This is a genomic window from Ochrobactrum sp. S1502_03 (assembly GCF_044435015.1).
In the GTDB taxonomy this organism is placed as follows: Bacteria; Pseudomonadota; Alphaproteobacteria; order Rhizobiales; family Rhizobiaceae; genus Brucella; species Brucella chromiisoli.
Genome location: NZ_JAYEXN010000057.1, coordinates 1 through 12,316, shown reverse-complemented (window position 1 = coordinate 12,316; position 12,316 = coordinate 1). Strand labels below are relative to the sequence as shown.

Genomic DNA, 12,316 nt, shown 5'->3' with positions numbered 1-12,316 from the left:
GCATCACAAGTGCTGAAACATAAAGACCATTTAGCTTATAATTAATACGTCATTTACCATAATTTCAACGTGTTACGCTCTCAACCAAATGCCTCTGAAGACCTTGCTATCGCCGCTGGCGCGCGCCAGTGTCGTTTTCCGCTTAAAACTGCAATTGCAGTCGTTAGTGGAAAATTTGCACTCCAAGCCTTCTGCGACTGATTGATATTGTAACACAAATCGGACAGCTATCCGCCAAACACAGCGAGAATTTCAAGACTATCAGAATGAACGATGAGCTGCACATTTACGTCAGTCATAGTCTCTGAGAGCGACGGTACAAAAGTTGGCGACGAAAGCCGCTGGATAGTCCAGCCACGTATTTTCCTTCTGCAACGAGCGCAGGAGGGACAGAGGATCTACACTGCAGATTCGTATTTGAAGGTTCGTTTGAAATTGGGCATTGCAGTTCCGTGGAACAGTCGCTCAAACCCATCTTCACCCAGGCTCTGGAAACACTGCGCACGAGCCGCTGTTGATAAACTCGTTAATGACGAAGACGAATGTTGTTTAAGACGGGTCGGCAGTTTTTGTAGCGAAAGCAGCAGCTTGCCGAAATGGACCGTGTTTTCTCGTGCCTTTAGTTGCGCATCGATCGCAGCGTCGAGCCAGCGTGCCGCGGCAGAAATCGAAACGTGCGCCGCGCTTCGAAGATCGAAACCACAGCGCGTACAGATATGCTGCGGTATGAGATGTTTCTGAGCGAGTAACGAAATTCCGCTCAGACAACAGGGGCATCTATCACGCAGACGTTTTCTATGGAGAAAACATGAAATGCGTGTTGCAAGCCGCCATTCAGTACGAAAATAGGGATCAATATCGTTTGCGAGGCAATTCGGACAAAACTGTAGCCAGGTGGAAGTTTTGGGCCGACATTTGCGTCTCATTGGCAATGACAATGACACCAATTGCGTATTCTGAGTTAACAGGCAGGACAATGTCTTGCGCCTGACACCTGTCATATCTGCAAGAAATTTGATGGCAGGTTGTGAAGCGGCGGCGTTCTGGAGTTTTGGTCGGAGGGGAACGGAGAGTTTCGCTGCGCGCATTATAAAATCGGACGAAGTTCCGTTGGCATAAGCGACCCGACAAAGCCAGCTTTCCAATAGTTCATCCCGATATGGTTTTACGATGATGGGCCATGTCTGGCGGTGAATTTCAGCATATCGCGGCGTGACCTCCACCAAATATTGCAACATTTCAGGATCGGTGGCGCTCATAGTAACTGATCCCGTAGCAATGCTTGTCGGCGAGTGGAAACAGGTATGTGACAAAGCTTGTTGATAGCGGACTGCGAAATCCGTTCTTTTCCAGAGCGCAGGGCTTCAATGGCTGCTTTCGTTACGATTTCAGAAATCTGACCGATAAGTCCCTCGGACAACTCGTAAATGCGGCGTGCAATCGGTTCATCGGAAAGATTTGAACCTTGGGCAAGCGGAATTGCCGCCTCGAGACTGTCGAGAAGAGTAAGATAGTCATCGTTATAGCGCCATCTCGCAACAGCGTGCACATCGAACCGACTAGCCATTTCTGTGGTGGCGTTTATTGCATCATAAACCGATACATCACCAATCAGTACACATGAGATATCGTACTGACGCCCAATCCTTCTGAGGAAAGAAAAAACGGATTCTGTATCTTTCGCTCGACCGCGGAGTGCATTGTGAAACTCATCAAAAATCAAAATGCGCGGTTTTACGCGCTGAAACAAATGATCTATTTGTTCGGCCTTCCGGTGAACAGAATGACTGGTCCCAAAGGGTGCCTTCAGTGCCTGGAGAATGCTACTATAAAAATGTGTAAGGCCCGCTCCCTCCCGCGTTTGAATAATCCAGACTTTCTGTTGGGAGGGCGGAGCGATCTTGAGATGGTTCACCGCAAAACGTTCGGCAATCATCGTCTTACCATTGGCATATGGCCCAACAATCATCAGTCCGTTCGGGCGAAGCCCCGGCGGGCGAGCAAGTAGATCGTCCAATCGCGTGAGTGCATCTTTGGCAATCGAATAGCCAATCCAGCGTGGTGCGCGAATATAAGCGACTCTATCTTCTATCCCTTGCTCTAAATGCGTTCTGACATGATCGAAAAGATGCTCGCCCATTTACCAGTCCTCCACTGGCAATCGGCGTTTCTGATGATTTGGGTGAGGGGGATTTTCATTTGTAGCCCGTTGCATATTTTCATATGGCTTTGGCGCATCTGCAGCATGCGTATTCCGCACGGCATTTCGTAATTCGTTGCGTACGCGTTTCGTCTTTCCGACAATCGCAGAGATTTCCCTTCGCAGGACGACCTTTTCCAATTCAGATCTGGCACCACTCGCTCTGCGACCGGCTCGGTCCGCACGATGCTCCCACAAAGTCATTGATCTCAGAATTCCGTCCCGACGTGATACGGGCTGAAAGACAGCGGTATCTGGATCCCGAATATAGATATGGCTGATATCGCGAGGGTCGTATCTGATTTCAAGTTTTAACAAGCGGTCTCGTAAGGCAACTAACCTCCCAAGCCATGGAGAGTAATAGTCTAGGGAAAACATACTGACGCCTTGAGGCGTAAGCCGCCGTTCCGTGCGCGGAAGAAAGGTAAGCAATACGTCATCTGTCTGATCATGGAAAGAATGCAGATCATCAGCATGCTTATGCCACTCAACGGCTGGAACACGAAGCGTTCGGTTATTCTGCTGGTGATTATGATCAATAACAGCAAGCGTAATGCACTGTTCGAGTTGTGCAAAGCTAATTCGGGCCCGCTTTTGAGACGGATATTGTTTGCGATCTGAGACTGATCTCCCGGTGGAGCCTGGATAGGATGCTAAAACCGCATTGAGCTTACCAAGCAATCTTTCCACGACACCGCCCTCATGAACCCGGTATCGATTGCGATAGCGTATCTCGATCCCATACTCTTCGCAGCCCCGCTGGAATGCATTCCCCTTAAACTCTTTTGCAGAATCGGTGACCAGAACACGTGGACGGCCAAACATCGGCCAATCGTGATTGATTGCGCGTGAAGCCAGCCAATCCTGTTTCGGACACATCGCTTGTGCCATGCAAAGGCCAACAGACAAGACAGATGGCTTTTCCAATGTCAGACAAAATCCAAGGATCGAGCGTGTACAGACGTCCGTAACCAGCGTCAGATAAGCCCGTCCGACGAAACGGCCACCGCCTTCGATGACTTCAACAAAGTTTATGTCTGTCGGAGTGTGATCAATCTGGCAGACACTTAGCGGGCTCTCAGAGTGGATATATCCCGGCCGTGGTTTCAGCCGGAGTAGTCGATGCGTGTCAGAATATCTACCCTTTGCAATCATCTCTGGAGTGAAAAGAGCTGGGATTCGTCTTGAAACAGTTCCATAAGATGGAGGAGATAATCCAGCTTCCACGCATCTAGCTTGTATCTCTGCAACTACCGGCGCCAGGGGCGGCGTTTCCGTCACAAGCCATTGCTGCTGCAAAGTATCGCTAATAATTCCTTCAATGTCCGAACACACTCGTTTTCTTCGGTGATAAGGGGCTCTGGAAAGAAGGGAAGTGATACGCCGCGTCGTTCGGTAGCGGGCCAGAAGATAATATATCTGGCGTCGGCCAAGCCCAAGTTCAGTGGCTGCTATGCCAACGGCGATACCTTTCGGGCCAGAGCACTCCAATATGCGATCCAACTCGCGCGCTATACGACGTGCCACAAGCCATTGCTCTTCGGAATAAGATCGGGCTGGAATAGATTTCCCATCCTTTGAGCGCGTGTGCATTTCTAAACGGCCTGTGAAATCGTTAGCGGAAATTTTCCGCTAGAATGACAGCTAAACGTAACGCAGGCATGACAAATCTGCTTGTGCAGTTTTAAGCGGAAAACGACAGCCGGTGTCGAACTGGCGCGTCTGGACGAGCGCATCGCCCGTTCGCCTGTCGGGCAGGGCTTTATTGAACGCAGCCAATTCACCGACGCCTGCGCCTCGCTGTGGATTGACGGCGAACTCGTTCATCTCGAAGACCTCGTCCTCCACGACGCCACGCGGGATATTCGCGCACCCACCCATGAGCTGACAATCGCCCGCGACGTCCTGCGCACTCGTCGGCGGATCGCCGGCCAGTCCCCGGATTGGGCGTTCTCTGCCGACGGCATCCGCTCGCTGCGGAAAACCTCGGAGATCGGGTCAGTCGGAGGGGACGAGGCGACGACGGCCGATGCTATCCGCCGCGTGGTCTTGACCGATCCAGAAGAGGATGGCGACTTAGTCGACAGTGGTGAAGATCTCCCCGGGGTTGACTATGCCGCCATCGATGCAGTGCTGGCCCGATCAGAGGCGGCGATCGAGAACGCAAAACGGCCCGGCAGTGGTGGCGGCCAAGACAAAGATACGATGATCTACGATCTCGATTGGGACGAGGACGCGCGGCTCGACGAATGGCGGGGCGTGTTGCGGCAGGCAAGCGATTTGCCGGCGGTGCTGCAGGCCATCGTCGCCCTTGATGCCTGGAACGAGCTTGCCGTCCTCCAGCACGCGCCCTGGCTCGGCCGGTTGCTGGCCGCTTCGATCCTGCGCCAGGCGGGCATTACGTCAGGCGCGCATCTCGCCGCCGTCAATCTTGGCCTCAAAACCATTCCCGTCGATCGGCGCCGGAGCCGCGATCGCGAGACGAGGCTGCTCGCCATCGCCCACGGTTTGTTGGCGGCCGCCGAGATCGGGATGAAAGAACATGATCGGCTGACTCTGGCGAAGACGATGATGGACCGAAAACTTGAAGGACGGCGAACTTCGTCAAAATTGCCGGAACTGGTCGAGCTGGTCATGGCGAGGCCGTTGGTGTCGGCAGGGATGGTGGCGAAGACGCTGGAGGTCACGCCGCAGGCGGCGCGGCGGATCGTTTTGGAACTCGGCCTGCGCGAGATGACGGGGAGGGGGAGGTTTCGGGCATGGGGGATTATTTAGTCGGAAAAATTCTTTTGCCGCTTTCTGCGACGCTGTCTTCCCGTCGCCCAGGCTTCGTAGGCTCATGTTTTCTTCTGCGCACCTCGGTGAGGAGCGCTAACACGAAGTCCGGATGGGAAACAGGTCCTCGCCGTAATGGTGAAGCCTCGTGTGATGGCGACGGCATAGCCACCGGACTTTCAAAGGCTCATCATATTGATCGTGATGGGCATCGACGGCTTCGTTGCCGCAGACCTCACACGTGTTCTTCCTCAGTTCGCCCACCTTTAAGGCACGCTGCACGATGAGGTGAGCCTCATACTTTGTGGGATTGGCTCGTCGCCAGTTTGCCTGGCGGGTATCGGTCTTGAGCATCTATGTAGTCTTCCCGATCAGTTCAGGGTGTAGCGCTTCCAGGGTATCGCCTGCATAGGCACCCGCGACAGAAAATCAACGAGATCACGTCGGCCACGATATGTCGGGACGCCCCGGCTGTTTTGCGCCATGAGAACAATCGGCACGCCGGGGAATGCTGGCTGGAAGCTATAAGCAACCTCATCGGCTTGAGGGCCGCTGTTGAGAACGTGCGGCTTAACAATGACGATGGCAAATGTGACGCCCTGCTCGCGAACTAATGCGCCTTCAAACTGCATTTCTTCTCTCCTTTGATGAAGAGGCCGCCTCACTCCAGGCGGCCTCAGGTTTTAGCCACGCGGCGGGAACGGATCGCGGCCGTAGGAATCCTTGTCCCGGATTTGTCCGTTGGGCCGGTGAATAACCACCTCGCTCTGCTGGTTGATCGCAATCTTGCGAGCCGCCGCTGCCGCGTCGGCTTGTGTTCCATGAGTAGAGGTTACCCGCTGATTTCCAGCGCCCCGCACGGCCCATTCGCCGTTATGGGGAACCACATGCTGATTTGTCTTTGTCATTGCATCAGATTCCTTTTTCTTGAGTGCCACTTCAATTTACATTAATGATAATTTAATTGTCAATATGGCTATTGTGGTTTACGGGTTGGGGTAGAAATTTTACGCATGGAGTGATCATGACCATTGAGATGAAAAATGTGCTGGAGTTAGCCGATGCGGCGCTAGCCGCTGACTACACGCGCGTACGCAGAGCCGCGAATGCGCTCGCGCGAGACCTCGACAAGAATGGTGAGACCTCCATTGCCAAGGAACTCAAGGCGCTGGTTCGGAAGAGGGGGGTGCCTTTGAAGGCGTCTGGTTACATGGAATCCCTGCCTGTTGACTCGAAATCCCGCTTGCCGCTTGTCGAAGAGCAGACTTGGCCCGATACACCTGTTTTCCTGAATGAAAGCGGTTGGCGCGTGTTCAGCGATTTCATCGCGGATGCCCGTCGCATTGATGACTTGAGTGCCAAAGGATTGGCGTCGCGACTAGGGCTTCTGCTCTCCGGCCCGCCGGGAACAGGTAAGTCTCTTCTTGCCGGGCACATCGCTGCACAGTTGTCACGACCGCTCTACGTCGTCAGGCTCGACTCCGTGATATCCTCGCTGCTCGGCGATACGGCAAAAAATATTCGCTCGGTTTTTGATTTCGTACCGGCGCGGAACGCTGTTCTATTTCTTGATGAAATGGATGCTGTTGCAAAACTGCGGGACGATCGACACGAGCTCGGCGAGCTCAAGCGCGTGGTCAATACCGTCATTCAAGCGCTTGATGGGCTGGACCCGAGTTCGATCGTGGTTGCTGCAACCAATCATGCTCACCTTCTCGATCCTGCGATCTGGAGAAGATTCCCCTACAAAATAGATCTTGGGCTTCCAGAGGAAAGCGTCCGTGCCGATCTGTGGCGACATTTTCTCTTTGAGGACAAAGATGAAGATGGTCGCGCCGAACTGTTCGCTACAGTGTCCGAAGGACTATCGGGGGCCGATATTGAAACGATGAGCTTGTCAGCACGGCGTCATGCGGTTCATGATTCGCGTGACATCGATTTTGGAGCCGTCATTGCGGCTCTGTTAGAGCCCCGCTCAGGGCGGACCGCCCCTGTCCAGCGGCAGCCATTGGACGCCGAGCAAAAGCGGCAGGTGGCGATAGCATTGAAGGAGAAGCACGGTATTGCGGGCGCGGATACCGCCCGCATCCTTGGTGTGTCACGGCAAGCCATTTATGCATATTTGAAGCAACAGGATGGGGAGGCATAGCATGGCGGAAGTTCGAGACCAACCCCTTCTCTATCCTGTTTTGAGCCTTCAAATGGACCCGGCGCTCCGGAGTCCTACAGGGCGTGGCAAGGGCATTGAAAGTATTGTCACGGAGCGTCTCGGCCGACAGCAGGAAGTTCTTGCGAGCGAAACACGCGATATCTATGAGCACCGCGCGGAGTTGCCGACATATTCGGGGCTAACTCACCTCGTAGTCCGTATGTTTACCGAAGATTCCCTCGCTCCGACACACACACCAGACGACCTCTTCTCCCAGCGCCACGGCTGCAGGCTGGTTGCACCCCTTCCGAGCGGTTATTTGATCGAAGCCGACATCAAGCAGTTGCCTCGCCTTCTCGACGCGATCCAACGTCCGGTCGGCTATGCGGTGCAAGCAGACATATCGCGAGTTTCGTCCCTGGAGCGATTTGATGCGAAAAGTCGATTGCGCGGGCGGTCAGTCAGTGAGCTCTGGAATTCCGCGCCGGAGGACGACGATGGACGTTTGTTCGTGGTCTGGCTTGCTCCTTTTCGTGATCGTGACGCCAAGGTAGAGGTCCTGGAGCGCATTCAGGGCTTTGCCAATGAGAGGTTGGTATTGCCGACTTTCACGAGTGTGCGGTTGACGCTAGGCACATCAGAGGAAGCGGAAGAACCGCGCGCTTTAACGACGCCGCGACAATCCAGCATAGCAAGGGCCATGCGGGATTACCGAAACACCGGCGTCGGCCGAGCCACGGTTCGTATTCCGAACAAAGAAGGATTGCGGCAGCTAATCGCCTCCGGTGCTTCCTATCGAATCGATCCTGTGCGGCCCATCAGAGTGGCGGCCCCTGGCGAAGGAGCGGAGCCTCCTGCGCCGGTAATCGATCAAAACGCACCCGTCGTCGTTGTCGTGGACGGGGGGCTGCATGCGAAAAGTTACAGCGCAGCTGAAGCCTTCAAGGCAACGCCTTTCGTGACGAATGCCCAAGCTGATAAGCTTCATGGCAACTGTGTAAGCTCACTCGTTGTCCATGGCCACGCCTGGAATAATAATCGATTGTTGCCGGAGCTGAACTGCCGCATTGGATCGGTTCAGGCGGTCCCCCATAAGAACGCAAACCGTCGTTTCGATGAGCGTGAGTTGGTTGACTACCTGACGGAGGTTGCACGTCTTTATCCAGAGGCACGCGTCTGGAATATTTCCGCCAATCAAGATGGCATCGGCTTAGACCCCTCAGAAGTGAGCGTTCTTGGGCATGAAATCAGCTTCCTGGCGAGATCGGCGGGCTTCCTCCCTGTGATCTCCGTTGGAAATGTCAGTCCGGACAATAATTCTCGACCCAATCCGCCCGCTGATTGTGAAGCGGCAATTGTTGTGGGTGGCCGTCAGGCGCTCCCAGATGGAAAGCCGGGCGACCGTTGCCCTACCTGCCTTCCGGGTCCCGGTCCGGACGGTATGATGAAGCCGGACCTGTCCTGGTTTTCCAATCTCCGGATGCTGGGCGGGGTTGTTGATACGGGAAGTAGCTACGCAACGCCATTGGTCTCGTCTTTGGCAGCCCACACGTTCGATAGCCTACGCGAGCCCACACCGGATTTAGTCAAGGCTCTCCTCATCAATTCAGCGGAACGCAGCGAGCACGATCCGAACTTGGGGTGGGGAACACCATATCAGGGTCATTTGCCTTGGACCTGCGCACCTGGCAGCGTTACGCTTGCATGGCGCGCACAACTCGAGCCTGGAACAGCGTACTACTGGAATGACATTCCCATCCCCCCTGAGCTAGTGCGAGGCGGAAAATTGTTCGGACGCGCCAGCCTAACCGCTATTCTGAGGCCTCTTGTATCGCCGTTTGGCGGCGCGAACTATTTTGCTTCCCGGTTGGAGACATCGTTGATGTATCCGACTGGTCCGGAAAAGTGGCCGTCCCTTCTCGGATCAATGAAGGAGTCGACCCTTCCAGAAAACGACGCTCGCGATGAGCTCCGCAAATGGCAGCCGATCAGAAGGCATTGCAGGGACTTTACCAAAGGAAGTGGGCTCGGCTTTTCGGGCGCGCACCTACGCCTCTACGCGCGCGTTTACATGCGCGACCTTTACCAATTTGGGTGGACGCATCACAGCCAGGCTGGGCCGCAAGAAGTGGCTTTCGTACTCACGCTTTCGAGTGCAGATGGGGAAAAGTCGATCTATGACTCGACCGCTCGTGCGCTCGGAAACTTCGTGGAAAGCGCCGTCTTGAACCAGGACATCGAGGTCTCGAATGAGATTTAGCAGGTCGACGTCTTCCGAATCTGCAATTACCCTTGCAATCGGGGCAGTTGCATGAGGAGTGGGCGGCTTTCCCTTGGTTTTTCTGAGAGGAAATTTGGCGAAGAGTTGGCTCTGAGGGCCGCTACCGTGGGAGTAAGGCCGGTAGATGCCGTCGAACAGCTGATGACACAAATTCTCGTCGAAAATCTTCGGCAGCAAGCAAATTTAGAGCTCCGGAAGATCCCCTCGGTGAAGCTTCACTCGATGTATTTCAAGGAGCGCTGTGCATCCTTGGCGCGGCTTGCGGACATCGGATACGAAACCTGGTATGTCGAGCTGGCCTTTTCCACAACCAAAGAGACGATGGTTGAAGTCGTTGAGATTGACACGCAGGGTTTGCAACTCAGTCCCATAAATTATGGCCCTGCGGGGCTGATGTCACATCGACTTTGGTCAAAGCAGCTAAAAACGCAAACAAACCACATCCTGCGTCTGAACCACGTGACGATTCCGCCCAGCATGTTTCTTGAAACCAAGAAAATGATGGAGGCGATTGCCCTTGAGCAGCCGCTGGTCGCGAACCCTCGACCTGGGCCGCGTACGCAAGGATATGAGTTCGGGATCGAGGGCTTTGAGTTTGTTGCATTTGACCATTTGATTACCGGGGAGCGTTGTTTCTGTTCATGCGCACGCCCGGCCCATGGCAAAATGATATCAGAGGCTACGCGGATTGCGTCTCATTCAGGCGCATGGACCCATCAGGTTGTTCGATTGTTGTCGGATGCGACCTACATCGACGAAATATGCCATCTGTGTATCGCCCGTCGCTCGGGACCGGAGGCCGCTGCTGATCTCTACGGTGATGATATTGGGGAGTTTATCGCGCCGTATGTCGATCAGCTGATGTTCGTGCCTGGAATGGACAAGCCCTCTGCGCGTGCCGAAGTCCAGCACACTCTTGGTCTTAGCCGATGGGTGAGGGAGGCGGAAATGTATAGTCTGCTGAAAAAGCTATTTCCCGACCAAGTTATCCTGAGGGAGGCGTCGCCCCCATGGCTGGGGCGCCAACGATTAGACGTGTATCTGCCCGCTATCGGTCTTGCTCTGGAACACCATGGTGAGCAGCACTACAGAGCCATTGCTGCATTCGGAGGAGAAATGGCGCTGAAACGGAACATGGAACGCGATGCCTTGAAGAGAAGTCTCTGTGAACAAAATGCGGTCCAACTTGTCGAGATTCGATTTGATGAGCCAATGACTTTGCCAATTCTTCGCCAGAAACTCCGGCGTTTCAATCTGGCCTAAATCTGTGAGCGACGGCCGCCTTCACCGGCGATAATGTGAAACGTATTGATTTCATTCGCATCCTGGGGTGGAAAATTGTCTACGAACGCCGACGTAACAGAATATCTCGATTATTATCTCGCTTCCGAAATGGAGACCGATTTTGCGATCATATTGAACGGGCCTTGGGGAGCCGGCAAAACGCATTTCGTAAAATCATATCTGAAGGATCGGGAGGCGAAAGCTCAAACGCTTGATCCACTCCAGCCGATCGGGCACCTCTACGCTAGCCTTTACGGCGTGCGTTCGACGTCGGAGATCACAGATCAGTTTTTCGCGCAGGCTCATCCTGTCCTGAATTCCAAAGCCGCTCGTCTGTTTGGAACGGTCGTATCGCGTGCCATCAATGGCTTTGCGGGGACGGACGTCAACGGCGCCGCAGAAAACAAGTCAGTGATCAAGGACATGGTCCTGAAGCTCGATGGGCGCGTCCTGATTTTCGACGATCTCGAACGATGCGCGATGCCGTTGGCAGAGGCGATGGGCTTCATCAATTCCTTCGTAGAGCATGAAGGGCTCAAGGTTATCGTCATCGCCAACGAGACTGATATCCCCGAAGATCAGAAACCGGACTATGCACGCAAGAAGGAAAAACTGATCGGCAAGACGCTGCGTGTCGCCTCCGATCCGCAAACCGTGCTCGACGACTTTGTCAGCAAGCTGAATCACTCAAAGGTCGTCGAAATTGCGCGCCAGGAGCGCGCCGCGCTTCTCAGAACATTTGAGGCATCTGGCAAGCAGAATTTCCGGAGCATGCGGGCAGTACTTTCAGACTATGAGCGACTTGTCGTGGCAGTCGATCCGCGTCTCCAGGATGCTCCTGTTGCGATGACACGCCTTCTGCTGTTCATGATGGCGACTGGTGTTGAGTTTCGGAGCGGCGACCTTAGTGGTTCCGAACTTGCCGCGCTGCTCGACACCCGTTTTGCGCGGTTGATGTCTGCCGTGACAAAGAAGGAAAAGTCGTCGGAAATCGCGAGAGCTGAGCGCCTGGAGGCCACCTATGTCGATGTCGCTTGGCAAGATCCTATCGTGCCTCCCGCCGCGCTCGCAAGATTGTTCGAAACTGGTATCGTTGATAGGCCGGCGATCAACACGCATTTGGCGCAGCACCCGCTCGTCGTCGGATACGCTAAGTCTCCGGCCTGGCGCCAGCTCTGGGCTTGGACGGACCTGCCCCGGACGCAATATTTGAAGGCAAGAGACGAACTCGTGCAACAGCTTGAGAAGCGGGAACTCACACATCCCGGAGTAATCCTCCATGCGGCCGGCATCGTGCTCGGTGCGGCGGCGTTCGGCGACCACTTGGTCGGCCCCGGCCACGATATCGTTGCGTACTTCACTGGTTATGCCGATGATCTGCGAACTTCCGGGAAGCTTGAACCCGATCGCAGCATATTCAGTCCTATGGGCGGCTCCTATGGTGGCCTTGTCATTAAGCATGGAATAAGGACCCCATTTGAGGGGTTATCGGCATCCAAACGGGACCCCTTGTTTAAAGGGTAACATGACTGTTGGTTTTCACGCGGAACTGAGCCGGTTGGGCGACTAATTTCCATCGAGAATTGAGCCATGTGAACCTACTCCCCCGCTATGAGCGATGGGAGCA

At 54.4% G+C, this 12,316-nt stretch carries 11 protein-coding genes; 5 read left to right on the top strand and 6 right to left on the bottom strand.

The genetic code is table 11. The features are described 5' to 3' along the window. Positions 1-398: 398 nt before the first annotated feature. Genes VBH83_RS18670 through VBH83_RS18660 form a run of 3 tightly spaced genes read right to left on the bottom strand, consistent with a single transcriptional unit; the run spans position 399 to position 3,793 of the window. Positions 399-1,259 (bottom strand): TniQ family protein, encoded by an 861-nt coding sequence (locus VBH83_RS18670; protein WP_396999010.1) that lies wholly within the window; start codon positions 1,257-1,259, stop codon positions 399-401. After that, a complete protein-coding gene (locus tag VBH83_RS18665; RefSeq protein ID WP_396999009.1) occupies positions 1,256-2,140 on the bottom strand; it encodes a TniB family NTP-binding protein in 885 nt (294 codons plus the stop codon). The genes VBH83_RS18670 and VBH83_RS18665 overlap by 4 nt, the downstream gene beginning before the upstream one ends. Next, a complete protein-coding gene (locus tag VBH83_RS18660) occupies positions 2,141-3,793 on the bottom strand; it encodes a Mu transposase C-terminal domain-containing protein (protein ID WP_396999008.1) in 1,653 nt (550 codons plus the stop codon). Between the two features lie 81 nt (positions 3,794-3,874). Between VBH83_RS18660 and VBH83_RS18655 the strand changes: the two genes are divergently transcribed. Then, a complete protein-coding gene (locus VBH83_RS18655) occupies positions 3,875-4,975 on the top strand; it encodes an RHE_PE00001 family protein (protein ID WP_396999007.1) in 1,101 nt (366 codons plus the stop codon). Between the two features lie 96 nt (positions 4,976-5,071). Here the strand turns inward: VBH83_RS18655 and VBH83_RS18650 are convergent, their stop codons facing one another. Genes VBH83_RS18650 through VBH83_RS18640 form a run of 3 tightly spaced genes read right to left on the bottom strand, consistent with a single transcriptional unit; the run spans position 5,072 to position 5,883 of the window. Then, positions 5,072-5,329: a hypothetical protein gene (locus VBH83_RS18650; protein WP_127757442.1), complete on the bottom strand. Its 258-nt coding sequence runs from the start codon at positions 5,327-5,329 to the stop codon at positions 5,072-5,074. A 17-nt stretch (positions 5,330-5,346) separates the two neighbouring features. Further along, entirely contained in the window at positions 5,347-5,607 is a 261-nt protein-coding gene (locus tag VBH83_RS18645; RefSeq protein WP_164865467.1) for a hypothetical protein, read from the bottom strand. A 51-nt stretch (positions 5,608-5,658) separates the two neighbouring features. After that, the gene (locus VBH83_RS18640; RefSeq protein WP_396999006.1) at positions 5,659-5,883 is read right to left on the bottom strand and encodes a DUF2188 domain-containing protein; all 225 of its coding nucleotides are present in this window, start codon (positions 5,881-5,883) and stop codon (positions 5,659-5,661) included. Between the two features lie 116 nt (positions 5,884-5,999). Here VBH83_RS18640 and VBH83_RS18635 point away from each other — a divergent pair, with 116 nt between their 5' ends. From VBH83_RS18635 to VBH83_RS18620, 4 genes are all read left to right on the top strand, one after another. Further along, a complete protein-coding gene (locus tag VBH83_RS18635) occupies positions 6,000-7,124 on the top strand; it encodes an ATP-binding protein (protein WP_127757445.1) in 1,125 nt (374 codons plus the stop codon). Position 7,125: 1 nt separating this feature from the next. Beyond that, complete coding sequence (locus VBH83_RS18630; RefSeq protein ID WP_396999005.1) at positions 7,126-9,384, top strand: S8 family peptidase; 2,259 nt, start codon at positions 7,126-7,128, stop codon at positions 9,382-9,384. A 162-nt stretch (positions 9,385-9,546) separates the two neighbouring features. Beyond that, the gene (locus VBH83_RS18625; protein ID WP_127757447.1) at positions 9,547-10,668 is read left to right on the top strand and encodes a hypothetical protein; all 1,122 of its coding nucleotides are present in this window, start codon (positions 9,547-9,549) and stop codon (positions 10,666-10,668) included. Positions 10,669-10,743: 75 nt separating this feature from the next. Then, positions 10,744-12,213, top strand: a complete 1,470-nt coding sequence (locus tag VBH83_RS18620; protein WP_396999004.1) for a P-loop NTPase fold protein — start codon at positions 10,744-10,746, stop codon at positions 12,211-12,213. Positions 12,214-12,316: the final 103 nt, after the last annotated feature.